The organism is Leifsonia sp. PS1209 (assembly GCF_012317045.1).
GTDB lineage: Bacteria > Actinomycetota > Actinomycetes > Actinomycetales > Microbacteriaceae > Leifsonia.
This window is the reverse complement of record NZ_CP051154.1, coordinates 824,874-846,805: the sequence shown is the minus strand read 5'-3', so window position 1 is coordinate 846,805 and position 21,932 is coordinate 824,874. Positions and strand designations below refer to the sequence as shown.

The following is a 21,932-nucleotide window of genomic DNA, read 5'->3' as shown; positions in this document are numbered from 1 at the left end:
CCCCTCTTGTGTCGAGCTTAGGCAAGCGTCGGTTGCCCGTAAGTCGACCCGCTCACGATCGGCCCGGTCGCGGTTGCGTCCGGGCCGTCAGCTTTTGGGGCGCGGCGTGTGACCTCCGCGGTGGTGTAGCGGAGTGAGGGGCCGACGCTGTCGGCGACAACTTCGGTGGCGGCTCGGGGTTCGCCGGTGGCCTGGTCGGTCCAGTGGCGGAACTCGAGGTTGCCGTTGACGATGACGGTGTCGCCTTTGGCGAGGCTGGCGCGGACGTTCTCGGCGGTGCGGCCGAAGACGGTGGTGCGGTGGTACTGGGTGTCTCCGTCGACCCACTTGCCGTCCTCCAGCTTGCGGTCGGTGACGGCGACAGTGAACTTGGCGAACTTCGTGCCGTTCTGGGACTCGCCGTAGTCGGGGTCGGCGACGAGGTTGCCTTCGATACTGATCGGGACTCGTGTGCTCATCGTTCTGTTCCTTTCGATTGGGCGACCTTTCGTCGGGTCGCGTTCACATACACGTTCCGATCGGGCCTGGGAAAATGCGCGCTGGAGGCGCGCAACCCCGGGGTTCTACGGCTACGGCTGCGAATGGCTCTGACTGATCCAGTCCGCCCAGCCCGACGGCACTGCGTCGTGGCCGATCTGTTGAAGTTCGGTGTGGCCGTTGTGGCATTCGCCGTTGTACCAAGTCGCGAGTCTCGGTATAGCGACGGCGAGGCGTTCGTGCCAGCCGATAGGTCCGTAGCCGGCATCGAGGCTGTCGAAGCTGACAAGCCAGGCCGTGCGAAGGGCGGAGAGCTCTTCAACGAGCGCGCCGTGCTTGTACCAGCAGGGCGGGATCTTCCGGATCGGGAGGTTGTAGCGGTGGGTGAACCAGGTGACCCAGTCCCGCAGTTCGGCCCAGACCTGTGGGGCGTCGGCGTCGTCGAGGGTTCGCCAGTTGATGACAGCGATGCCGAGCATCCCCGGGGTTCGTCGGGGTGCCTGGTCGTCCCAGGTATCGGGGAGCGAGGCCACGAGTTCATCGAGTGGGATGTCGTCGGTCACTGCTGGTCCAGGGCTTCGATGTAGCGGCCGATCTTTGCGCGGAGGCGCGTGATGGCTTGGAGGGATGCGGTGCGGCGGGAGACGAATCCAGAGAGGGCGCGGTCGCGTTCGATGAGCTGGTGAACGTATTCGTGGCAGCGCGGGTGAAGGGCGGTGAGATCTTCGTGGCGCTCATGAGCGATCCAGCCATGCGGGGTCTGGGTGACGCCGCGGTAGTCGAGGTGGTGCAGCTCGAGGTTTCGGGCGCTGCCTGCGCCGAGGCACAGAGCGCAGCGGATCGTGATGGCACGGCGTGCTTCCTCGATGAACCAACGGTCCCGGCGGCCGAACCAAACTGGCGAATGGAGGTAGCGGGTGCGGTAGTTGTTGTCCCTAGTGGGACGACGACGGTTGGACATCAGTGTTCCTCCCGGGCAGATCCTCGGCGGTCCAGCGCGGCTTGATACTGTTCGGCAAACACGACTTGCTGGTCGAGCTCGGTGAGCTGCTTGCCCGTTCTGACCTGGCGGGCGTCGTCGCGGTCGGTCCAACCGCGCAGGTCTAGAAGGATCCCGCGACGCGTCCTGTATGCGAGAAGCCCGACTGTTTCGGGCATGCGACGAATCTCGTCAATCGTCATGACCGGCACCTTCTCGTTGTTGACGTTGGTGGAGGATCCAGTGTCGTTGTACGAATGGCCCGTGTTCCGGATCCGGCGGAGTCCGAGGAGCGATTCGATGTCGCGGAGGTGGTCGACGTCGGACGCGCCGCCGAGGAGGAGCTTGGCGGTGGCGGCGGACCAGATGGTGTCTGCCTCGGACCTGGACCATGCGGTTTCGGCCTGGGAGAGGGCTTGGAGGACGACGACGGTGGAAATGCCGATGCCGCCACCGTCGGCCATGATCCGCGGCAGTGCGGGCCAGGAGAACATGTTCGCGATCTCGTCCAGGATGAGGGCGAGTGGGAGCTCGAGGCGGGAGCCGGGCGAGGCGAGCGCTTTGCGGCGGGCGGTCTCGACGATGTCGTCCAGGATGGCGCCGAGGAAGCCGCCGACGGACCCTGCGCCGGCACCGGTGCCGACGAGATAGAGACTGTTGGATCCGGCGAGGAACCGGTCGAGGTCGAACTGCTCTCCCGGCCCGGGTGTCATGGCGTTCCGGATCGCGGGAATGGAAAGCGGGCGGAGGGCGCCGAAGACGCCGAACCAGGAGTTGGCGAGGAGTTTCTCGTCGCCGTTGATGATCGCGTCCAGGTCCTCGGACCAGCCTGGCGATCCTTGGTTCGCGAGCACGCCAACTGCTTCCAGCGCGAGGCGCGGGTTGGATCCCCACCGAGCCAATGCGTCGGTGCCGCGACCGGAGACGGCGGCGGCGTGCAGGAGTCGGGAGAGGACTGAGGAGGACACTTGTGCCCATTCCTGGTTGGTTTTCGATGCGCCGAGGGCGGTTCCGGCGACGATCGCCTGGGCTCGCTGGTCGGCGACGAGCGGGTCCTCGCAGCCGGTGACGGGTGAGATCCTCAAGGCGGAGCGGACGCCGGAAAGTTCCTGCGGGTCGAATACGGTCACTTCGCCGATGCGGGCGCGTTCTCGCATCGTGGCGGAGAGGTTGTCGTTGCGGGTGGAGGTGGTGATCAGTGGGCCGTCCCAGTCGAGGATGGCGTTGATGATGAACCGGTAGCCCTTACCGGACCGAGGTGCGCCCTCGACGACGATCGAGTCCTCGATCGATACGTAGACGTCCTGCCCGTGGGCTTGGCCGACTTTCCATCCGACTGCCGACGGTGTCGGATTGGCCAGAGAAGGTCGTAGAGCCTTCGCACGGCGGAGGGCGGTGCGGGCGGAGGTGTGCTTGCGGACTTCACTGGGTTTGGCCAGCCCATCCCGGCCGCGGAGCTCATGGATGAAGTGCCGGTCGGATTGGCGGTAGCGGAGCCACCAGATCGCCGCGGCGGCGACCGCTCCTAGGACAAGCAGGAGCGCCACCACGTCGAGCACCCGAATCAAGGCGACGGGTGCCTCGCAGGTTGACGGGTAAGTGAAACCAGTGGCGCTGCCATCGAGGGCGAGTTGGAGGCCGGCGAAGACGCTCGACGGTTGACCCCCGACCCCGCAGACCTCGTGGATCGTTCCCGCTGCGATTCCCGTTGCGAGTGCACCGGCGACGACAAGGCCGAAGATCGTATAGAGGGCGATGTGTGTCCAGGACGTGCCGTGAGTTCTCATGCCCGTTCGCCTCCGAGGGAGTCGGTGCGGAAGATGCGCAGTTCGTAGTCGGTGCATATGTTGCGGACTTTCGCCACCCGGTCCTGGCCGATCTGCCACAGTCCTTCCCCTTTGTGGAGTTTGCGGACGAGGTCGGCCTGGGTGTCGTTCCAGCCGAGGATCTCTCGCGACCGGGCGATCTCACCTGAGTGTTGGGCGTAGGAGATGCGGGTCTCGCAGTCGGCGAGGAGGCCGAGCGCCCGGGAGTGGAGGGCGCTGTTGCGGTCGCCGAGCGCGTCGAGGTCGGCGACCCGGTGCAGCAGGTACCAGTTGCTGGTGCCGAGGTGGCGGGCCACCTTCTCGTCTTCCACCCGGTCTGCGAGGCCGTCACCGCCGGAGACATCGTTGAGAAGTTCGACGGCGGCTTCCTCGTGGATGATGACCCGAGCCTGCCGGTTGGCGCCGAGCGAGGAGCGGCGGATCCAATTCGCTGTCGCGAGACGGGCGAGAGCCTGTGCTTCGGGGGATGCGCCCTTCAGCGCAGAGGTGTCGACGACCATCATCGGGGCGTCCGCGTCGAAGCGGACCGTGGATGGGCCGTCGAAGAACCCGGTGAGGTCGCCGGATACCATCCGTCGCAGCGAGTGCGCGAGCCGGTGTCCGGCGTCGGCGACCTCAGCGGGCTGGTCCGTGTCGGGGTCGACGAGGCGGTTATAGACGTGGGTGATGGTGACCGTCGACTGGCCGCGGAGCGCGTCGAGCGCGACGTCAAGCGCGGTGTGTTCGACCGGTTCTAGGTTTCCGCCTTCGCGGAGCCGGCGGATGATCGTTTTGACCGTGGCGCGGCGATACTGGAGTACGTTTTGGTTCCAGTCCTCATCGGAAAACGTCGCGTCCCGCGGACCCTCGTCGAGCAGGTTGATGCGGGCGGCTTTGCCGGGGCCAACGCTGATGGAGGTGCCGCCGACATACTCGGCGACCCGCACCCATTCGCCGTTCGGGTCGTGGGGTACGGCGACCTTGCGACCCAGCCGTGCCAGGCGGGAGGACCAGGACTTGGCAAGCATCGACTTGCCGGTGCCTTTGACGCCGAGGATGGCGACCGAGTGCGAGCGGACAGCCTCGGCCGAGTAGGCGTCCCAGGGATCGAAGCAGAACGGGGCTCGGGAGAGTTCGTTCTCGCCGATGTACGCACCGGTCAGGATGTCGCCCGTCTCCGCCAGGAACGGATATGCACCACCGAGGACCTTGGAACTGCAGCGGTGTGCTGGCGGGGTGGCGCGCAGTGGGCCGCGCAGATTGCGCGGCTGCTTCCACCCCCACGCCGGCATCTTCGACGCCGGCAACTCCGTCGACTCCAGCTTCCAACTCGAACCCTTGCCGGCGGATTCCGGCTGGCGGTTGCGGCCGTTGGCCCCAGGCTTCTCATCAGCTGGGATGCGGCCGATGACGGTATTGGGCTTCATCTCACTCCCCCTCTAACGGCACTGGCAGAGCGCCGGTGACGAACCCGGCCGCCTGCTGCCCCGACATCGACGCCAACACCAGCCGAGCCGGGTGTGACGCCTGCTCGATATCCGTGCGCGCCTTGGACAGGGCATCCTTCGATTCGGCGGAGACGGTCACGAACCCGCGGTACTGCACATCACCGAACCCATCGACCAGATCGTGCTCCCGCACAGCAAGGTCCTCTTCCTCGCGGAGGTGTGTGAGCGGAATTCGGGAGGAGAGTTTCATCCGGATGGTGGCTGACGTTTCCATGTCGGACTGGGCGCGGTTCAGCTGGGCGAGCGCCTTATGCGTCGCCACCGGGCGAACCTGCAGCGTGATAACCCGGGTCGCATCTCCGGCGTAAAGCAGCGGCTCCAGAAACCCAGTGCGGACGTCGGTGCGCGGCCACTCGGCCACCCAGAAGGTCTGATGCCAGGACTGGTCCACCCGCATCGTGTCCCAGCCCTCATCGATCCCCATCACCGGCGGTGCAGGGTGCGCCTCCGTCGCGGCGCCTTGCTCGCGTCGGGTCGCCGCCGAAACGGGGTCGGCGGAGAGCGCCAGGAGTTCGTCGAGGTCGTCCGAGGTGAGCCAACCGGCTGGGGTCAATCGGGCGTGTTCCATCGACGCCTCGATGCCGGCGACCCGTTCCTTCAGCACAGCAGCGAGACCGGTCAGGCCCTTGCCCGCGTCGCGGATCGCCGCGTTCAGAATGCCGGTGTCGAAAGTGAGAGTGACGAAATTCGTGAACCCCATCGACCGCTTGGACGCGGTCTGGGTCAGATCCCAATACTGCTGACGCAGCTCGGGGCTGACCTGCGGAGCATGTTCGCTCTCGCGAGCCAACAGGTAGTCGCGCAACTCGTTCGACGACGCGCGGTCGACCCGGATACGGATGGCGGTCTCCCGGACGCCGGGCAGGCTTTCCAGCGAGCTGAGCCATTCGACGAAGCCGTCGTAGGCGGCTTCTTGGGTGCCTTTGTCGCGTAGCGCCCATGCTCGGGATCCGACCCGGACGGTGACGGAGGCGAGGCGGCCGCGGGCGTTGTAAATGAACGCGCCGGCGCCGGGGATCTGTACGACCTGCACGTCGCCGAGCGCACCCGGCAGCAGAAACTTCGAGGTCACTGTCGGTGTGACGGCTTCGATCTGGGCGTGGCCGACCTTCAAGGACGCCATGGTGACTCGCAGCCAGACGTCGCGGCGGAACACTGTCTGTCCGGCGATGCTTCGGTAGGCGTACCGGGCGGCCTGCGCGGCGATGATGAGGACGGGTTCGCGCCGGTATGTGGCGAGGGCGAAGAAGGCGATGAGGGCGACGATTGGCAGCATCACCCAGATCGCGTTGGCATTGATGAACAGGGTCGCGAGCAGAATGGCGATAGCTCCGCCCACCACAACCAGTTGCAGGAACGTCAGCCCGAGGAAGATCCCCCGGCGCTCACGCGCGGCGAACCGGACGCGGGGTGCGCCCTCGTCGCTGATCAATTGGTCGGCGATAAACGTGGTCATGAGCTATCTCCCAACCTTGATGACCCGAGCAGCCGACCGGACGGGTGCTGCGGCGGTGTTGACGCGTGAGAACTGGTCGCGCATTGAGAACCGGTGATGAAGCGCCGTGCCGACCTCGGCTCCCGCGAACGAGACGAGCTTGGTGGCCCAGAGCGGGCTGAACGAGGCGGCGATCACCGCGCCGGCGGCGATCAGGATGACCCCGATGCTCAAGCTGGCCTTGGTCAGCTCCACCGCGAGTAAGACGACGCCCGCTGCGAGCGGTTTAGCGATCAGCAGCCCGACGGTGAGGTTCATCCACCGTTGCGCCCACGCGGTCAGCTTGGGCTGGCCGATCATCATCAGGCCGACCGGAGCCATTGCAGCCAAAGCCAGCAGACCGAACTCGCGGATGGACATGGCGATGAACAGGAACAGCGACGCGACCATCATCAGGCCGACCACGAGCAGCGCCATCACATATTCGCCCACCGAGGCCGGTCCCTGCGCTCCTTCCGACACCATGGTGAAGATGACGCCGCCCTGCGCGAATTGGGAGTCGTGCATGACGGCGTTGGGGGCCTGCTTCGAAACATCGAGGATGCCGATCACGCGCAGCAGCCCCTTGCTGAGGTCGCCGCCTTGAACGGTAGTGGTGAGGCTGGACGTGATGGCGTCGGTGACACCGGACGCCTTCTGCATCCCCCACACGCAGATCGCGGAGAACGGGATGGCGAGCGCAGCGCCGGCGGCGGTGCGGCCGATCCGGTGCCAATCCTGCAAGATCATTGCAATCCCGATCTGGACAAGCGCGACGATCAGGATGACCGGTGCGGTGACGGCGACCCAGAACAGGAATTGGGAGTGGGCGATGTTCCAGCTGCCCTGGTCAATGCTGGTGTTGAATGCCCCGGCGATCATGGTGGCGATGAAGTCGCCGAGATTGCGGATGGTGGAAGCCATGAACCGGGCCACCGTTTGTGAGGCTTGGCAACTGAAGTCGGAGAGGAAGCAGCCGTAGTTCGGCGAGAACGGATCGGGCGGCGCGGAGAGAACCAACATGACGCTCACGCCACCTTCAGCGACTGACCCCAGTTGATCAGTCCGGCGATGCCCCCTGCGACGGCGACGCCGGCGATGCAGCTGACCAGCCCGACCATGCCCATCTTCTGCACCCGGCCATTGCTGGAGATGTGGCCGACCACGATGAATCCGGCGGCGATGAGTCCCCCGATCACAGCGAGCGAGAGCACGATGGCGAACACGACGTTCGCGATCGACTGGAGCGCGGAAACGCCAGGGCCGGAGAAGTCCGGTGACGGGTTGGCCACTGTCAGAACGGTGATCGCGCGGGAGTGCACGGTCACCAGGGCCTCGTTGAGTGCGTTCATGATTCGGTATTCCTTTCCGGGGTGTCTGTGTTCAAAGTGGGTTCGCTCATCTCAGCCATCCGTTTGGCGGTCAGCAGTCCGCTGCCGGCGATGCCGAGCAATGCGATTCCGACGATCAGCAGCAGACCGAGCAGATTGAGCAGGAGGTCCATGAGGTTCACTCCCCGCTCGCGTTCGCGGCGGCGTTCGGTAGTGGAACGATCAGGTGCAGCGGCTGTCCCTCGGAGGGGACGTCCACGGTGAGCAGGAGGCGGTCGACGCCGGCCGGGAGGTACCAGGCGGCGGCGAAGGAGCGTTCCTTGTCGTTCGGTACTGTCCAGTCGGTCTTGCTACCGAAGAGGCCGGTGGGGAGCCAGGGCAGTCCCGCGGCTTTCGCGGCAGCGGGTCCGTCAGCGGTGTCGAGGACGGCCGGTTCGGGGCGCCCATCGAATTGGGTTCCCTTCAACGTGGTGCCGGTGACGATCTGGTAGGTCTGATTGCCCTGCGAAGGCTTCCATTCCCCGGTCATCGTCAGCTTCATGAACACCACGGGGGTCCCGGCAGGGAAAAGCTCCTGGTTCGAATCCGGGACGGTGCACCGGCAGCCGTGCTTCGACTTGAAGGTGCGGCCAGGGAAGACCTGGACGTAGACGGTGTCCACGATGCCGTCCGCAGCCGGTACTGCAGCGTGCGACGTAGTCGGCGTCGGCTTGGCCGGCGCAACGGTCGTGAATGACGGGTTTCGGGTGGGCCCCGTGGAGACGCAGCCGACCAGCGCCAGGCATGGCAGGAGTGCCCCGATTGCGATCAGCTTCTTGTTCATCTCAAGTCACCTCGGTTCTCGTCTGCGCCTTCACCTACATGTTCCGGTTCGGGGTGGGTTTTGGCGCGCATTGGTGAGTTGGGTTGGTCAGGGCACCTGAATGTGCTGGTGGTTGCAGGTATCGGCGAAGGTGTGGGTGATATTCATCAGCGGGCCGACTGCCACGCCCGACTGGGCTCGGCAGTCGCTTTGACCGGCGCTCGACCCGTGCGGGGCGTAGGGATCCAGCACATGGATCAATTGGAGGGAGAGGTCGTCCGCACCGGTGAGCGAGCGACGGTTGAGGGCGTAGAAATCTACGGCTTTGCCCTTCCAGTGCGCCGATTTGGTCCCGGCGCCAGGTGTTGTGCCGGTGCAGCGGCGGTTGAGGTCGCTGATGCCGACCTGCTGGAACGACTGGACGGCGACCACGATGAGCTGAAGGACGTGTCCGTCGATCACGCAGTTCGGGGTCGCGGTCCCATCAGCCATGTTGACGACCTGTTGCTGGTACCGGGCCTCGAGGAAGTTCAGCTTCTTTGCCTGGATCGCCTGCACTAGAACGGCCGCCGCAGCGCGGGCGTCCACCGGGATCTGGCATGCGCCGGCGGTGGCCCCGGTGAGCGCCGCGAGGACGTGTTGGGCAGGAGCCCAGAAGGGTGCGTAGTGATTCCGGTCCGCGTTGATCTGGACGGCGTGGGCGACCAAGGTCGGAGCGGCGGTCTGCCAATCCGGTACGTGGAGCATCCGCGTGTAGAACGCCACGGCTGCAGTGGCTGGGTCCATTCGTTGGGCTCGGGTGCCGTAGCCGGCGCCCTGCTGGAAGACCCCGATGGTGGTGTTGTCGACGGCGTCGCCGTGGTCGAGGTTCCGTAGCCCGGACTCCCCGATTGCAACCATCAGCGCGAGCGTTTGACCGTGCGGTGGAATGTTCATCTGCTGGCCGACGGTGATGATCGTCGCGGCGATCCTCAACTGGTCCGGCCGATACCCGTCGACGCTCTGGCTGGCCGACACGGTGGGAGCGGAGCCGCCACACACTCCCCCACCGCCGCCGAACGCGTTGGCGCCCATCGCGAGCACCATCGTGACCGGCAGAGCTACCAAGCTGGCAGGAACGACGAGGACAAGGAAAGCGACGACAATCAGCAGATTCCGCGTTGCTTTTGGATGGGTGACTGCGTGCGCGGCAGCGGCTCCTGCCGTGATCATGCCGAGGCCTCCTGCTCTAGAACGGTCCGGGCGATCATCATCAGCCGTTTCGCCGTCGCGATCCGCGCTCTCGCCGATCCGGCGTGGATATGCAGTGTCGCGGCGATCGTCTCAGCGTCGTCGTCGATCATCTCGGCGACCTCCCGGAAGCCGCCCCGCTCAGGGACGCATCCCACAATGACGGAGCCAGTGAGTGGAAGGCCTGCATCAGCGGCCGCGAGTGCAGCGCGCACGGCGTGCGCCGCCTGGCTCACGCGCTCGCGAACTGTCCGAAGCCCGCGCGCAGAGAGGTGGTGCGCGTCAGCCACGCGATCGCCGTCACCATCGGTGAGCCCCAACTCGCCCACCACGACCCAGTCGGATGAGCCGACGAAATCGGCGACCAGGCTCATCCACCGGTTGGCTTCGAACCGACCGATCAGCGCATCAAGCGGGTCGATGTCGCGGCCCGACTGAATGTCCGCCGGCAACTCATCGGTCTCAACGACCTTGCGCTGCAGTTCACGCAGGACCACATGGCGGGTGATCCCGAACACAAACGCGTTCGGTGTCCCTTTCGCCGGGTCATACGCGGAACAGCGGCGCCAGACCGACTCCCGCACGATTTGCAGAACGACATCGACATCGTTCGGCCGACCCCAAAGACGGTATCGGACGAATGAGCGCATGCTGTCGACGGTGCGGAGAAGTTCTCCGAGACGATCGTCCACCACCGCGACTTGATTTCCTCCAGCCACGAGATCACAACCTTCCTTGCATGGATGTGGCTAATGCGAAGGACCGGGTTCGAGCCGTCAGGCCCGTTAGAACAGCGGTGCGACCTGGCGCGCATGGGCGCGCGAAAGCCCACCTGGGCAACGGATGGTGGATGAGCCGAGCAGCGCCGAAGTCATGGGGTTCGGGGCGGCGCCCTCGGGTTCGATGGTGGAGCGGCGACTTCGACTCTGAAGTGCGGGAGTCTCAGCCACGATGCGTCACCGCCGCCCTGACTCGAATCGCGAGTCCGGCGTAACGGCAAGTGGGGTAAGAATCAGCCGCTCCATTTGGTGCCGCACGCTACCCCCGAAGGGGGGTCGCGCTGTGGCGGCGCGCCGGGGTGCACCGGCTGTTCTACTGACAGCTCTCGCACTGAACCGCATCCATTGGATCGACGGGCACCAAGTAGCCGTCCACGAACTCCTGAATGGGCCCGGCCGGAGTGTCGACCGATGCCGCTACGCCAGCATCGACGTCGCAGTCTGAATGCCGGATTCCAGCCATGCGATCACCTCCGCGCGCTTGTAATAGACCCGGTGCGATGTCGGCTTGTAGAAGCGCGGCCCCTGGTGGCGGTAGCGAAGCTGTGCCAGCGCCGCCACCGAAAGTCCCGTGAGTTCGGCCGCGTCAGCGGGCCGAATGAATTCCCCAATCATCTCGTATCCTCCGTTTCGACAACGAGAGTTTTCATGTGTTGTGAAACTGACAATACCACTAATCGCTGGATTGACAACAGGGGCTGCATTAGTCTGTCAACATGGCGGATTTTCGAGCAGGGCAGACGGTCGGAGTGCGGATCAAACTGGCTCGGCGACAGCGTGGGTTCCGCACCACACGCGAGTTGGCCGACGCTATCCCAGGCGGCAATGTCACCGAGGCGGTGCTGGAGAACATCGAGTCTGGACGAAAGGCAGACATCAGCGTCAGCCAGCTCCTGAATGTCGCGCGAGGACTCAACGTTCCACCTTCGATGCTCCTCGCCCCAATGGGCAGCCCGAATGCAGAGGTCGATCTCCCTAACCTCAGCGATGACTTCGCTCAGATGACGGCGGCGGAATTTGACTGCTGGTTCGCGGCAATACCCGCGAGTTCGTATCGGCCGCGACTTGCGGCCGAGCGATCCGATATCGAGATGCTGGCCTCAATTCGTGAACTAGGGACTCTCCGGCGAGAACTTGAGCGTCTAAGGATCGTCCTCGAGGTGCAGTCGGCCAGTAACGACCCTGACCTGCGCGATATGGACTTGGAGGTTCGCAACCGCATGGAGCGAATTCGTCAGGAGGTCTCCAGGTTGGCCGCACTACTTTCGAGCGACGGCCTGCTCGATCTAGAAGAGCCGCCCGAGTGAAAGACTCCCCGATGCGGCGGCGAGAGCACCAACAGTCTTGACGGGGTTACTAGTTCAGCCAACACAGTCGTTCGGCTGCCATGCCACAAATTCGTGTCACACGCGTCGATATCCGGGTGGCGGAGCAAAGTCTGGTCCCGGCGACCAAACCAGTTCCGGCCTGCCACCACGCCAGGCCACAAGCTTCAGTGCCGTCAAATGAGAGTAGATTGCGGCGTCCATCGCCCATGCCGTGTTGTCGAAGTTCGCCGTGAACAGCGCTTGTGACGTTGGGTCTTCGTCCACCCATTCGACGTTCGATCCCATCACCGACCGCGACAATGACGGATGAGTCAGGCCGCTGACGAAATGCCAAGTGGCCTTGGGGATGTTGGTGCTTAGGCCAAGAGCGGGAGCTGCTTCGCCAATGATGGAGCCAAAACCAGGCAGTCCGACGTTCACGTCATCGACACTGATGCCAGCTTGAGTGGCGAGGTCTCGTAATTGCCGCTTGGTTTCCCGAGCGCTTTTCTCGCGATCGCGACGCATCTTGTTCTTCCGCGACAGCGTCGGCTTGTCGTCTCCCACTTCGACCTCCGTGGCGGCGACCGAGAAGCTCGTGTCGTGCTTGACATCGTCCATTCGCGCTCGAATCGCCCGTCGCAATCGTTCCGCGCGATCATCTGGCATGAGCAGCCAGATGGCCAGCGAATTCGCCTCCATGACCGTGCGGAGGAGTGGATAAAGTCCGATCATCGGGACGCGGAGTCCGCCTGTCTCGGGATTACGCAGCACGAGCAACACCGTCCGCTGCGCATCGAGTGACACTGCCAGGCAATGGCCGACGAGATGACTGAGCTGAAACGGTCCCAATTGCGCGTCGTCTGCTTCGAGCTCAGATGCCGGAGCAGCAAGGTCAAAGAATGTGGAAGCGTGAGCGTCGACATTTTCGATCAGTCTTGCGAGGTAAGCGAGGCGCTCAGCGGCTGGATCGGTTTCCCCAGTCGCGCCGCTCGAGGGTCGGCGTCGTTGAGAGCCGCTCGCCGAGCCTCCTGCACTGGTCATAGGACTTCACCCTATTGGGTAGTGCGCGATCAGCGGCGGCGAAGCGCCAGTACGAAGGCTGCCTCCTCGCAGACCACTTCCGTGCCCACACTTTGCCCACAAAATACTGAGATCGGGGCAAATCACGGAGATAACAGGAGATGCAACTTCCGCGGAATTCCGCGGAAGTTGGCCGTCCCGCGCGGCACGTGCGGGCCCCGCTGGGGGTTCGAATCCCCCATTCTCCGCCATTTCTTCACCCCGCCGCCCGGAAATCGGCAGCGCGTCGGCGCAGCCGCGCGTCGGCCACCTCCGGCCCGCGGTAGACCATGTCCATCGCGCCGATGCTCTCTCCCGGCGGGACGATCGCGTCGATGCGGTCGAGGATGTCGTCGGACAGGGTGACCTCTGCGCCGGCGAGCGTGTCCTCCAGCTGCTCCATCGTGCGGGGGCCGGCGATCGCCGATGTGACACCCGGATGCGCGATCACGAACGCCATCGCCAGGTGGGTCAGTGGGATGCCGACCTCGTCGGACAGGGCGATCAGCTGCTCGATCGCGGCGAGGCGGCGTTCGTCGTGGAAGTGCCGCATCCCGGTGCTCGCGCGGAAGTTGTCGTTCGCCTGGCCTGCGCGGTATTTGCCGGTCAGTGCTCCGCCGGCGAGCGGGCTGTAGACGAGGGTTCCCATGCCGTGGCGCTGAGCCACCGGGAGGATTTCGCGCTCGATCTCGCGGTCGAGGATCGAGTAGTTGGGCTGCTCGGTGCGGAAGCGCTCGAAGCCGCGGTGCTCGGACATCCACTGCGCCTCGACGATCTCGGAGCCGCGCATCGACGACGTGCCGATCGCCCGCACTTTGCCCTGACGCACCAGGTCGGTGAGCGCGGAGAGGGTCTCGTCGATGTCGGTGTCCGGGTCTGGGCGGTGCAGCTGGTAGAGGTCGATGTGGTCGGTGCGCAGGTTGCGGAGCGAGCGCTCGACCGCCTGCATGATCCAGCGGCGGGATGCGCCCCTGTGGTTGATATCGTCGTCCACCGGCCCCCAGAACTTGGTGGCGAGCACGACATCGTCCCGTCGGCCGGCGAGCGCCTCTCCGACCACCTCCTCCGAGTCTCCGTAGCGGTCGGCGGTGTCGACGAAGTTGATGCCGGCGTCGAGGGCCCTGTGGATGATCCGGATGCCCTCCTGACGGTCGGGATTGCCGAACGAGCCGAGCATCATGGCGCCGAGGGCGTACGGCGTGACCTTGATTCCGGTGCGGCCGAGAGTGCGGTACTGCATGGGGTCCTCCTGTAGGATCGCTATACGGAACGACGTTCCGCATATGCTGACCACTATACGGAACACCGTTCCGTTTACGCAAGAGGACCTCGCCGTGGCTACCGACGCCGACGCTCAACGCCCCGCACGGGCCGACGCACGCAAGAACCAGGAAGCACTGCTCGCGGCCGCCCGCGACGTCTTCGCGCGCTCCGGCGTCGACGCGCCGGCGCGAGAGATCGCGGCCGCTGCCAAGGTCGGCGTCGGGACGATGTACCGCCACTTCCCCACCAGGTCCGAGCTCGTCGCCGCCGTGTTCACCACGGAGATCGACGGCACCGCCGCGGCGGCCGCCGACCTGCTGGCGACCCACGCGCCCGGCGAAGCGCTCGAACTCTGGATCTCGCGGTTCACCCGGTTCGTCGCGACGAAGCAGGGCCTCTCCGCCGCTCTCCGCTCGGGAGACCCCGCGTTCGACGCGCTCCCCGACTACTTCGCCGCCAAGCTCGGCCCGGCCATCCGGTCACTGCTCGACGCCGCGGAGGCGGCCGGGGAGGTGCGCTCCGGCGTCGACGCACTCGGCCTGCTGCAAGCGGTCGGAGACCTGAGCCACCGGGCGCCGTCCGCGGACGGCAGCCCGAACGCGATGGTCCGGCTGCTGCTCGACGGCCTGCGCGTCAACGCCGCCGGATCGGCCGGTTGATCCGGCCGACTCCGCGCGCTCCGCTCAGGCTGCCGCGATCTCCGAGAACAGGCCGGTGAACGTCGTGCCGGTTCCGCCCAGACCCTGGAAGAACTCCCCGGCGGCCGGCGTGGCGACGGCGGCCGACGCGTCCTCGTAGCTGTCGAAGTACAAGTCGAGCGTCCGGTGCGCGGGCGTCGGAGTGCCGTCCTCCTTCGGCCAGACCTTCGCCGCCTCGAGCCGGCGCAGCCCGGGGAGCCGGCGGGCGACTCCCTCCAGCTCCTGGTAGGCCGCCTCGAAGGCGGCAGGGTCGGTCGGGTTGTCGATGATGATGGTGATCTTCGTGGACATTGTGTTTCTCCTTGTGTTTTTCGGTGTTCGCTGATCGGGCAATGCGTGGATGGTCAGCGGGCGGCGCCCGTGGCCGTGCGGTTCAGTCGGATGGCGGAGACCAGGAAGAAGATGCCTCCCAGTGTCGCGTATCCCGCCAGTCCGACGAGCGATGCAGTCGCACTTCCGGACTGCACCGCGAAGGCGACACCGGCGAGCACGGAGATCCCGCCGCTCAGGATCATCGGCCACTGACCACCGAGGCTGCGACGGGAGATTCCGACGATCAGCTGGACCGCGCCCGCCGTCACCGCCCAGAGGCCCCAGACGAGCAGGACAGCGGACCGGCCGGACATGACGGCGACGATGAGCCCGACAGCGGCGAGCGCGCTCAACGCCATGTTCACGTACAGCAGCCCTGCCGGCCGCGTCGCCCGCGACGCCCGGTGGTCGACGACGGCCGCGACCAGGTCGAACACCGGATAGATCGCGAGGAGCGTCGCGCTCAGTGGCGTGATGCTCGCCGCACTGAGCCCGACGATGATCGCCCACACGATGGCGAAGCCGAAGCGGACGAAGTAGAGGCGGCGAAGCGAGGCGGCGATGGATGCTGGCGGCGCATCCGGTGTTGTCGTGGTCATTCTGGTTCCGTTCTTCCGAGAGGGATGTCATGTAGAATGACTAGTCACTCTACATGGATTGACCGTAGCCACCGAATGCCGGGCGCGCAAGAGCACGTGAGGAGAACACCTATGATCGGGAGCGTGAAATCGTCGATGCGGGAGCGACTCATCGAGGCGGCGACCGAACTGTTCTACGCAGAAGGTCTCCGCGCGGTCAGCGTCGACAAGGTCATCGAGCGCGCTGGGACGACGAAGGTCACCTTCTACCGTCATTTCAAGAGCAAGGACGACCTCGTGGTCGCGCACCTGCAGCGCAGGGCGCAGCTGGAACGCGACGGCATCACCGGCGCCATCGCCGCCGCCGGCGGCAGCGCAGACCGGGTGTTCCAGCTGATCGCCGAGCAGCTGGGCTCGATGGCGTGCGAGCAGGGCTTCCGCGGCTGCCCGTTCATCAACGCGGCCGCCGAGTACCCGGATGCGACGAGCCAGGTCCGCATCGAGGTCGACACCCACCGTGCCTGGTGCAAGGCCACGTTCGGCGAGATCGTGCAGCCGCTCGGCCTGAGCGACCCACGCGGGACGGCCGACGACCTCATGCTCATCCGCGACGGCGCGATGGTCGCCGGCTACCTGGACGACGCCGACACGCTCGCCGCCTCCTTCATCCGGAGCGCCAGGGCGCTCACCGGCTCAGGCACCGCGCGCTGAGTCAGCAGCGCACCGCGTCAGCGGCGCGGCGCGGTGCTGTCGCGCACCTTCAGCTCCGGCTGGATGAGCGGGATGGTCTCCGGCGCCTCTCCCCGCAGCGAGCGGAGCACGCTCTCGACGGCCCGACGGCCCACCTCGGTGAAGTCGAGCCGCACGGTGGTCAGCGCCGGAAGGAAGTACGGTGACTCGTCGCGGTCGTCGAAGCCGACGACGCTTACGTCCCCGGGCACCGAGACCCCGTTGTCGTGGAGCGCCTTGATCAGGCCGAGGGCCATCGCGTCGTTGATCGCGAGGACGGCGGTGATCGAGCGGTCAGCGGCGATCCTGACCCCTGCCCGGTAGCCGGACTCCGCCGACCAGTCCGGGGACGTGAACTCGGGAGGCGTCACCCGGCCGGCGAGGGCGAGCTCGGTCTGCCAGCCGCGGCGGCGCGCATCCGACGCCATCCAGCCGTCCGGCCCTCCGACGAAGTGGACGGTCTCGTGACCGAGGTCGAGCAGGTGTCTGGTGGCCAGCTGGGCGCCGAGCGTCTCGTCGACGGACACGGTGGACGGCCCGGCGGGCGAGCCCTGCTCGAACCGCACCACGGGCACATCCGCGTCGAGCCGGTGCAGCACCTCGACGGCGGCGGTCATCGGCGCCAGCACCACGATCGCATCCACGCCGTCATCGACGAGGGAGTCGAGGCCCGCCTCGATGCTCGCGCGGTCCACGTTCGCGAGGCTCACCAGACTCGTGGCGTAGCCGCTCCTGCGCGCCTCCTCCGCGATGCCGAACAGCGCAAGCGCCGGACCGTGCACGGACAGCGCGTAGCTGAGCACGCCGAGGTTCATCGACCTGCTGGTCGCGAGGGTGCGCGCCGCCGAGTTGCGACGGTAGCGCAGCTGGGAGATGGCACGTTCGACCCGTTCGCGGATCTCGGGAGCGACGTTCGAGTGGCCGTTGACCACCCGCGAGACGGTCTGCTGCGAGACCCCGGCGAGGCGGGCGACATCGACCATCCGCGCCGCGCGCGGCGCCTCGTTCTGCTCCGTCACCGGCGGCCCCCGGCGCCCGGCGAACGCACGGAAGAGGAAATCATTCCCCCATTATGGCCGCGAGTACGACCGCGAGCGGCCGGGCGCCGGAAAGGCGCGCCAGACCGCTCGCGATCCTGCCGGATCCCTTGCCAGGGCCTCAGCGGTTGCCGTAGCGCAGCACGGCGGGGTGCTGCTCGTACGGCCACTCGGCCTCCGGGATCATGTAGTCGAGCGTCGTGTAGCTGCCGTCCATCGTCGCGGCGAGCGACGGAGGGCCGGGGAACCCGATGACCCGCCAGCCGACGCGGTTGTCGTTCCCGCCGTAGACCGGGTCGCCGTAGAAACCCTGCCTGGTGTTCAGCACCAGAAGCGGGAAGAACTCGAGGAAGTCCTCGTTGACAGGCTGGTTGCCGGCCGGCGCTCCCCCGCTCCCCTGCCCGTCCGAGTCCGCGAAGGCGAACTTCGCCGGCTTCTCCTTGCGCGAGATGGTCTCCAGCACCGTGTCCTGCTGGTCGTCGTCGAGCTCGACGAACGGGGCGCCGAACTTCTCGGTGGCGATGCCGTCCAGTTCGACGATCCCCTCGCGGTAGAACGTCCGGCGGCTCTCGATGCGCTCCTGCCAGGCCTTCTCCTCCAGCCCCTCCATCCGGAGGAACCCGTTGCCGTCAGCTGCCGGGAAGACGAACTGCGTCCCCGCCAGCATCCGATCGATGAAGCGGACCACGCCTGCTTCTCTCGCTCCTGGATGGTGGTCCGTCGGAATGATGCGCGCAGTGGCGGCCTCGACAGTCGCCCATTCGTGCTCCGTGAAGAACAGCGGCCCATTCGAATCGCGCGTCGAGATCGGCACGGTGACCCATTCTGCCTGTCCCATAGTTATCGTTGTCTCCTCTGAAATCGTGGTTGAGGTCAGTCGGTCCAGCCATGACGGTCCACGGCGATGATGCGGTCGGCGCACCGCCAGGCGTTCGCCATGATCGTCAGTGCCGGGTTGATCCCGGTCGCCGTCGGGAAGAAGCTGGCGTCGAACACGTAGAGGTTCGGCACCTCGTGCGACCGGCACCACCTGTCGACCACCGAGGTGGCGGGATCGTCGCCCATGCGGGCCGTGCCGAGCTCGTGCGAGGTGTTCCCCGTGATGCGCTCCATGTTGACCGGCACGATCTTGGATGCGCCTGCCACCTCCAGGATCTCGCCGTTCTTCTTCACCTGCCACTTCTCCTGCGCGAAGTCGTTGGCGTGCGGCGTGTGGGTGATGCGGGCGACCGGGAGTCCCCACGCGTCCTTCACCGTCGGGTCGAGGTCGACCCTGTTGGACTCGACCGGGAGGTCGTGCAGCAGGATGCCGATCTTCATGCTGTAGTTGAACAGGTCCCGATCGGCGTCCTTCGCCGCCTGACCCCAGGTGGGGCGGCCGGGGAAGCTCCAGTTGACGGGGTGGCCGAGCATCGACGGGAAGATCAGCGAGCCCAGGATGTGCCCCCGCGACTCGTCCGTCTCGTAGAAGTCGAACGAGCACAGGTTCATGTAGTGCCCTGACCAGCCGTAGAGCGGGTCGTGCAGCTCCTTGTCGAACAGGCCGACCGAGAACGAGTACTGGTGGAAGGTCGCGTTCTTGCCGACCTGCCCGCTGCCGTTGCCCAGCCCATCCGGGAACAGCGCCGACTTCGACATGAGCAGGAGCCTGGGCGTCTCGATCCCGCCGCCGCAGACGATCACGGCCTTCGCGTTCTGCACGAACTCGTTGCCGTTTTCGTCCTGGTAGCGCACACCGGTCGCCTTGCCGGTCTTGTCGACCAGGATCTCGCTGACGTAGCAGTCCGGCCGCAGGTCGTAGAGGCCGGTGTTGATCGCATCCGGGATGAAGCTGATCAGCGTCGACGACTTGCCGCTGCCCGGGTCGGGATACTGCTGCCAGAAGCCGTTCTCGCTGAACGGCTTGCGACCGCGGTACGGCTCGGTGACCATGCCCTGGGGCATCGGGAACGTGCTGTGGCCCATTTTGTTCATCGCGGTCGCGAAGGTGCGGCCGATCTGGCTGAGCGGCGCAGGCTTGGTCGGGTAGTCGCGGGTGCGGCGACCCTCCCAGCGGTTCGCGCCGCCGAGACCCGAGGTTCCGAACTCCCACTCGACCCGCGTGTAGTACGGCTCGAGGTCGTCGTAGCTGATCGGCCAGTCCACCAGGCTCGCCCCTTCGACGTCGCCGTGCAGCGAGCGCAGGCGGAAGTCGTTGACGGTCATCCGGGGAACCATGCCGCCCCAGTGCGTCGTGCCGCCTCCCACGACCTGCGGGGTCGCGGAGAAGTTCGTGATGACAGCTTCCTCGCTGTCGTTCTGACGGTATGTGCGGGGCTTGAGCTTCGGGTCCTGCCAGATGAAGTTGCGGTTCAGGTACTTCAGCTCGTCGCCGGATGCGTGCTCCGGCTTCAGCCACGGGCCTCGTTCGAGTCCCACCACGCGCAGGCCGGCTTCTGTCAGCACCTTGGCTGCCGTCGCCCCTCCTGCGCCGGCGCCGACGATCACGACGTCGACCGGCTCAGGGTTCTTGATGGTGGTCATTCTGTGTCCTTTCCTTTCGGGGGTTCGATGGCGGCGCTGCGCCGGCTACGCCAGCACACCGGAGCGGCCGAGGCGTGCGACGGGCAGAAGGGCGTCCCACAGCTCGGCGGGGATGTCGGTGGCGGCGAGCAGGGCGGTCTGCTCGACGCGCTTCGGCTCGGACATCCCGACGATCGTGGAGGTGACGCGCGGGTCGCGCACGGAGAACTGCAGGGCGGCCGCGGCGAGCGGCACGCCGTACGCCTCGCACAGGGACTCCATCGTGCGCACGCGCTGGAGCACCTCGTCGCTGACGGGGGCGTAGCAGTACGTCGGCACGGCATCCGGGCCCTTGACCAGCATCCCGCCGCCGAAGGGAGCAGCATTGACGAACGCGACGCCTCTGGCCTGGGCGTCGTCGAGCAGCGGCTCGGCCGACTGGTCGACCAGCGTGAAGCGGTTGTGGCTGATGACGGCGTCGAACGCCTCCGTCGCGAGGTACTGCAGCTCGAGGTCGATCGGCCCTCCCGCGACGCCGAGGTAGTCGATGACGCCCTCGTCGCGGAGCGCGATCAGCGCTTCGAGGGGACCGCCGGGGGCGACGCCCTCCTCGAAGCTGATCTTCTCCGGGTCGTGCAGGTAGACGAGCGGCAGCCGGTCGAGGCCGAGACGTTCGAGGCTCTCCTCCACCGACCGGCGCACCCGGTCGCCGGAGAAGTCGGTGGTCCCGGGGATGGGGTCGACCTTGGTCGCCACGACCACTCCGTCCGGCACTCCCCCGTTCTCCCGGATCGCCTGCCCGATGCGCTTCTCGCTGTCGCCGCCGCCGTACTCGTTCGAGGTGTCGATGAACGTGAACGGCCCGTCGAACACCCGCCGGATGGTCGCAACGGCCGTCTCCGTGTCCACTTCGTAGCCGTACTGCGCAGGGAAGCTGCCGAGGGCACTGGTCCCGACGCAGATGTCGGAGACGGTGAGTCCCGTGCGTCCGAGTTGTTTGATGGTCATGCGCTTCGCTTTCTCTCTCAGGTGGTGATGGCTATCTCAGGTGTTGCTGGCTGGTTCGCGGCGTCTGGGAGGGCGGCGCCGTGCTCTGGCGCACGACCAGCTCCGGGAGCACCCTGGGCAGCGCGTCGGCATGACCGCCGCGCATCAGGTGCAGGATGCGGTCGACAGCGAGGCGCCCGACCTCCTCGAAGTCGAGGCGGACGGTGGTCAGCGCCGGCCGGTAGTACCGCGCCTCCGGCACGTCGTCGAAGCCGACGACGCTGACGTCCTCCGGCACCCGCACCCCGTATTCGGAGAGGGCTTTGACGACCCCGAGCGCCATCTGGTCGTTGGCGACGAACACCGCGGTGATGTCCGGGTTGCGGGCGATGTCGCAGCCGGCCGCGTATCCGGAGCGCGTCGACCAGTCTCCGGAGATGACCGGGTTGGTCACCCTGCCGCTCGCCGCGAGCGTGTCCGACCAGCCGCGCATCCTGGCGTCCGACCCGAGCCAGCCGCTCGGTCCGGCGACCTGCCAGACCGTGTCGTGGCCGAGGTCGAGCAGGTGCCGGGTGGCGAGCGCTGCTCCTCCCACCTCGTCGGTCGCGACGCTCGTCGTCCCCTCCGGCGCTCCCGGCTCGAAGACCACGAGCGGCACGCCGGCCTCCAGCCCGGTGATCGCTTCGAGAGCGGCCTCGACCGGCGCGAGCACGACGATGCCGTCCACCGCGTCCTCGGCCAGGTGGTCGAGCGCCGCCTTCATGGCCGTGCGGTCGACGTCGCCGAGGGTCACCAGGTTGGTCGCGTATCCCGCGCTTCTCGCCTCGTCGGCGATGCCGCTGAGTGCGACGGACGGACCGTACTGGGTGAGGCCGAAGCTGACGATCCCGAGGTTCATCGTCTGGCCGTTGGCCAGGGCGCGGGCCGCCGGGTTCCTGCGATACCGCAGCTGCCGGATGGCCAGCTCCACCCGCTCCCGGATCTCCGGGGCGACGTTGGTGCTCCCGTTCACCACCCGGGACACCGTCTGCTGGGACACCCCGGCGAGGCGTGCGACGTCGATCATCCTGGC

General features: G+C 66.5%; 25 protein-coding genes. 3 read left to right on the top strand and 22 right to left on the bottom strand.

What is annotated here, in order from left to right; translation table 11 throughout:
- Positions 1 to 17: 17 nt before the first annotated feature.
- The 13 genes from HF024_RS04135 to HF024_RS04070 form a co-directional block, all read right to left on the bottom strand.
- Positions 18 to 458 (bottom strand): single-stranded DNA-binding protein, encoded by a 441-nt coding sequence (locus tag HF024_RS04135; RefSeq protein ID WP_168688744.1) that lies wholly within the window; start codon positions 456 to 458, stop codon positions 18 to 20.
- Between the two features lie 111 nt (positions 459 to 569).
- Positions 570 to 1,040: a hypothetical protein gene (locus HF024_RS04130; protein WP_168688743.1), complete on the bottom strand. Its 471-nt coding sequence runs from the start codon at positions 1,038 to 1,040 to the stop codon at positions 570 to 572.
- Positions 1,037 to 1,438 (bottom strand): hypothetical protein, encoded by a 402-nt coding sequence (locus HF024_RS04125; protein ID WP_168688742.1) that lies wholly within the window; start codon positions 1,436 to 1,438, stop codon positions 1,037 to 1,039. The genes HF024_RS04130 and HF024_RS04125 overlap by 4 nt, the downstream gene beginning before the upstream one ends.
- Positions 1,438 to 3,243 carry a type IV secretory system conjugative DNA transfer family protein gene (locus HF024_RS04120; RefSeq protein WP_247597296.1) on the bottom strand — a complete coding sequence of 602 codons (1,806 nt, stop codon included), beginning with the start codon at positions 3,241 to 3,243 and terminating at the stop codon, positions 1,438 to 1,440. The genes HF024_RS04125 and HF024_RS04120 overlap by 1 nt, the downstream gene beginning before the upstream one ends.
- Positions 3,240 to 4,688 (bottom strand): ATP-binding protein, encoded by a 1,449-nt coding sequence (locus HF024_RS04115; protein ID WP_168688741.1) that lies wholly within the window; start codon positions 4,686 to 4,688, stop codon positions 3,240 to 3,242. The genes HF024_RS04120 and HF024_RS04115 overlap by 4 nt, the downstream gene beginning before the upstream one ends.
- A 1-nt stretch (position 4,689) precedes the next feature.
- On the bottom strand, positions 4,690 to 6,225 hold the full coding sequence (locus tag HF024_RS04110) for an SCO6880 family protein (RefSeq protein ID WP_168688740.1): 1,536 nt from the start codon (positions 6,223 to 6,225) through the stop codon (positions 4,690 to 4,692).
- A 3-nt stretch (positions 6,226 to 6,228) separates the two neighbouring features.
- Positions 6,229 to 7,275, bottom strand: coding sequence for a hypothetical protein (locus tag HF024_RS04105; RefSeq protein ID WP_168688739.1), 1,047 nt, complete (start codon positions 7,273 to 7,275; stop codon positions 6,229 to 6,231).
- Complete coding sequence (locus HF024_RS04100) at positions 7,272 to 7,595, bottom strand: hypothetical protein (protein ID WP_085369601.1); 324 nt, start codon at positions 7,593 to 7,595, stop codon at positions 7,272 to 7,274. Before HF024_RS04100 ends, HF024_RS04105 begins: the two co-directional genes overlap by 4 nt.
- Entirely contained in the window at positions 7,592 to 7,747 is a 156-nt protein-coding gene (locus HF024_RS04095) for a hypothetical protein (protein ID WP_168688738.1), read from the bottom strand. Before HF024_RS04095 ends, HF024_RS04100 begins: the two co-directional genes overlap by 4 nt.
- 5 nt (positions 7,748 to 7,752) lie before the next feature.
- Entirely contained in the window at positions 7,753 to 8,397 is a 645-nt protein-coding gene (locus HF024_RS04090; protein WP_168688737.1) for a hypothetical protein, read from the bottom strand.
- 87 nt (positions 8,398 to 8,484) lie between these two features.
- On the bottom strand, positions 8,485 to 9,588 hold the full coding sequence (locus tag HF024_RS04085; protein WP_168688736.1) for a hypothetical protein: 1,104 nt from the start codon (positions 9,586 to 9,588) through the stop codon (positions 8,485 to 8,487).
- Positions 9,585 to 10,298, bottom strand: a complete 714-nt coding sequence (locus tag HF024_RS04080) for a sigma factor (protein WP_210724020.1) — start codon at positions 10,296 to 10,298, stop codon at positions 9,585 to 9,587. Before HF024_RS04080 ends, HF024_RS04085 begins: the two co-directional genes overlap by 4 nt.
- Before the next feature lie 504 nt (positions 10,299 to 10,802).
- Positions 10,803 to 11,000 (bottom strand): helix-turn-helix domain-containing protein, encoded by a 198-nt coding sequence (locus HF024_RS04070; protein WP_168688734.1) that lies wholly within the window; start codon positions 10,998 to 11,000, stop codon positions 10,803 to 10,805.
- 101 nt (positions 11,001 to 11,101) lie between these two features.
- Between HF024_RS04070 and HF024_RS04065 the strand changes: the two genes are divergently transcribed.
- Positions 11,102 to 11,692 carry a helix-turn-helix domain-containing protein gene (locus HF024_RS04065; protein WP_168688733.1) on the top strand — a complete coding sequence of 197 codons (591 nt, stop codon included), beginning with the start codon at positions 11,102 to 11,104 and terminating at the stop codon, positions 11,690 to 11,692.
- A 96-nt stretch (positions 11,693 to 11,788) separates the two neighbouring features.
- Here the strand turns inward: HF024_RS04065 and HF024_RS04060 are convergent, their stop codons facing one another.
- Complete coding sequence (locus HF024_RS04060; RefSeq protein WP_168688732.1) at positions 11,789 to 12,736, bottom strand: hypothetical protein; 948 nt, start codon at positions 12,734 to 12,736, stop codon at positions 11,789 to 11,791.
- A gap of 235 nt (positions 12,737 to 12,971) precedes the next feature.
- Positions 12,972 to 13,994, bottom strand: coding sequence for an aldo/keto reductase (locus HF024_RS04055; protein WP_168688731.1), 1,023 nt, complete (start codon positions 13,992 to 13,994; stop codon positions 12,972 to 12,974).
- Between the two features lie 94 nt (positions 13,995 to 14,088).
- Between HF024_RS04055 and HF024_RS04050 the strand changes: the two genes are divergently transcribed.
- On the top strand, positions 14,089 to 14,676 hold the full coding sequence (locus HF024_RS04050) for a TetR family transcriptional regulator (RefSeq protein WP_247597295.1): 588 nt from the start codon (positions 14,089 to 14,091) through the stop codon (positions 14,674 to 14,676).
- Positions 14,677 to 14,700: 24 nt separating this feature from the next.
- Here HF024_RS04050 and HF024_RS04045 read toward each other — a convergent pair whose 3' ends face one another.
- On the bottom strand, positions 14,701 to 15,006 hold the full coding sequence (locus HF024_RS04045) for an EthD family reductase (protein WP_168688729.1): 306 nt from the start codon (positions 15,004 to 15,006) through the stop codon (positions 14,701 to 14,703).
- Positions 15,007 to 15,059: 53 nt separating this feature from the next.
- Positions 15,060 to 15,626: a hypothetical protein gene (locus HF024_RS04040; RefSeq protein WP_168688728.1), complete on the bottom strand. Its 567-nt coding sequence runs from the start codon at positions 15,624 to 15,626 to the stop codon at positions 15,060 to 15,062.
- 111 nt (positions 15,627 to 15,737) lie between these two features.
- Here HF024_RS04040 and HF024_RS04035 point away from each other — a divergent pair, with 111 nt between their 5' ends.
- A complete protein-coding gene (locus HF024_RS04035; RefSeq protein ID WP_168688727.1) occupies positions 15,738 to 16,316 on the top strand; it encodes a TetR/AcrR family transcriptional regulator in 579 nt (192 codons plus the stop codon).
- Positions 16,317 to 16,333: 17 nt separating this feature from the next.
- On the opposite strand, the gene HF024_RS04030 is transcribed toward HF024_RS04035, so the two are convergent.
- The 5 genes from HF024_RS04030 to HF024_RS04010 all read right to left on the bottom strand — a co-directional run bounded on the left by HF024_RS04030 (position 16,334) and on the right by HF024_RS04010 (position 21,926).
- Positions 16,334 to 17,353 carry a LacI family DNA-binding transcriptional regulator gene (locus HF024_RS04030; protein WP_247597294.1) on the bottom strand — a complete coding sequence of 340 codons (1,020 nt, stop codon included), beginning with the start codon at positions 17,351 to 17,353 and terminating at the stop codon, positions 16,334 to 16,336.
- 139 nt (positions 17,354 to 17,492) lie between these two features.
- Positions 17,493 to 18,209 (bottom strand): gluconate 2-dehydrogenase subunit 3 family protein, encoded by a 717-nt coding sequence (locus HF024_RS04025; RefSeq protein ID WP_168688726.1) that lies wholly within the window; start codon positions 18,207 to 18,209, stop codon positions 17,493 to 17,495.
- A gap of 35 nt (positions 18,210 to 18,244) precedes the next feature.
- Complete coding sequence (locus HF024_RS04020) at positions 18,245 to 19,894, bottom strand: GMC family oxidoreductase (RefSeq protein ID WP_168688725.1); 1,650 nt, start codon at positions 19,892 to 19,894, stop codon at positions 18,245 to 18,247.
- Positions 19,895 to 19,939: 45 nt separating this feature from the next.
- Positions 19,940 to 20,881, bottom strand: a complete 942-nt coding sequence (locus HF024_RS04015) for an aldo/keto reductase (protein ID WP_085371070.1) — start codon at positions 20,879 to 20,881, stop codon at positions 19,940 to 19,942.
- A 31-nt stretch (positions 20,882 to 20,912) separates the two neighbouring features.
- Positions 20,913 to 21,926 (bottom strand): LacI family DNA-binding transcriptional regulator, encoded by a 1,014-nt coding sequence (locus tag HF024_RS04010; RefSeq protein ID WP_168688724.1) that lies wholly within the window; start codon positions 21,924 to 21,926, stop codon positions 20,913 to 20,915.
- Between the last annotated feature and the right edge of the window lie 6 nt (positions 21,927 to 21,932).

Bases quoted from the DNA above. Each gene is read 5' to 3' on its own strand.
- HF024_RS04135 (WP_168688744.1), bottom strand. From the start codon at position 458: ATGAGCACACGAGTCCCGATCAGTATCGAAGGCAACCTCGTCGCCGAC.
- HF024_RS04125 (WP_168688742.1), bottom strand. From the start codon at position 1,438: ATGTCCAACCGTCGTCGTCCCACTAGGGACAACAACTACCGCACCCGC.
- HF024_RS04120 (WP_247597296.1), bottom strand. From the start codon at position 3,243: ATGAGAACTCACGGCACGTCCTGGACACACATCGCCCTCTATACGATC.
- HF024_RS04115 (WP_168688741.1), bottom strand. From the start codon at position 4,688: ATGAAGCCCAATACCGTCATCGGCCGCATCCCAGCTGATGAGAAGCCT.
- HF024_RS04110 (WP_168688740.1), bottom strand. From the start codon at position 6,225: ATGACCACGTTTATCGCCGACCAATTGATCAGCGACGAGGGCGCACCC.
- HF024_RS04100 (WP_085369601.1), bottom strand. From the start codon at position 7,595: ATGAACGCACTCAACGAGGCCCTGGTGACCGTGCACTCCCGCGCGATC.
- HF024_RS04095 (WP_168688738.1), bottom strand. From the start codon at position 7,747: ATGGACCTCCTGCTCAATCTGCTCGGTCTGCTGCTGATCGTCGGAATC.
- HF024_RS04090 (WP_168688737.1), bottom strand. From the start codon at position 8,397: ATGAACAAGAAGCTGATCGCAATCGGGGCACTCCTGCCATGCCTGGCG.
- HF024_RS04085 (WP_168688736.1), bottom strand. From the start codon at position 9,588: ATGATCACGGCAGGAGCCGCTGCCGCGCACGCAGTCACCCATCCAAAA.
- HF024_RS04070 (WP_168688734.1), bottom strand. From the start codon at position 11,000: ATGATTGGGGAATTCATTCGGCCCGCTGACGCGGCCGAACTCACGGGA.
- HF024_RS04065 (WP_168688733.1), top strand. From the start codon at position 11,102: ATGGCGGATTTTCGAGCAGGGCAGACGGTCGGAGTGCGGATCAAACTG.
- HF024_RS04060 (WP_168688732.1), bottom strand. From the start codon at position 12,736: ATGACCAGTGCAGGAGGCTCGGCGAGCGGCTCTCAACGACGCCGACCC.
- HF024_RS04055 (WP_168688731.1), bottom strand. From the start codon at position 13,994: ATGCAGTACCGCACTCTCGGCCGCACCGGAATCAAGGTCACGCCGTAC.
- HF024_RS04045 (WP_168688729.1), bottom strand. From the start codon at position 15,006: ATGTCCACGAAGATCACCATCATCATCGACAACCCGACCGACCCTGCC.
- HF024_RS04040 (WP_168688728.1), bottom strand. From the start codon at position 15,626: ATGACCACGACAACACCGGATGCGCCGCCAGCATCCATCGCCGCCTCG.
- HF024_RS04035 (WP_168688727.1), top strand. From the start codon at position 15,738: ATGATCGGGAGCGTGAAATCGTCGATGCGGGAGCGACTCATCGAGGCG.
- HF024_RS04025 (WP_168688726.1), bottom strand. From the start codon at position 18,209: ATGGGACAGGCAGAATGGGTCACCGTGCCGATCTCGACGCGCGATTCG.
- HF024_RS04020 (WP_168688725.1), bottom strand. From the start codon at position 19,894: ATGACCACCATCAAGAACCCTGAGCCGGTCGACGTCGTGATCGTCGGC.
- HF024_RS04015 (WP_085371070.1), bottom strand. From the start codon at position 20,881: ATGACCATCAAACAACTCGGACGCACGGGACTCACCGTCTCCGACATC.
- HF024_RS04010 (WP_168688724.1), bottom strand. From the start codon at position 21,926: ATGATCGACGTCGCACGCCTCGCCGGGGTGTCCCAGCAGACGGTGTCC.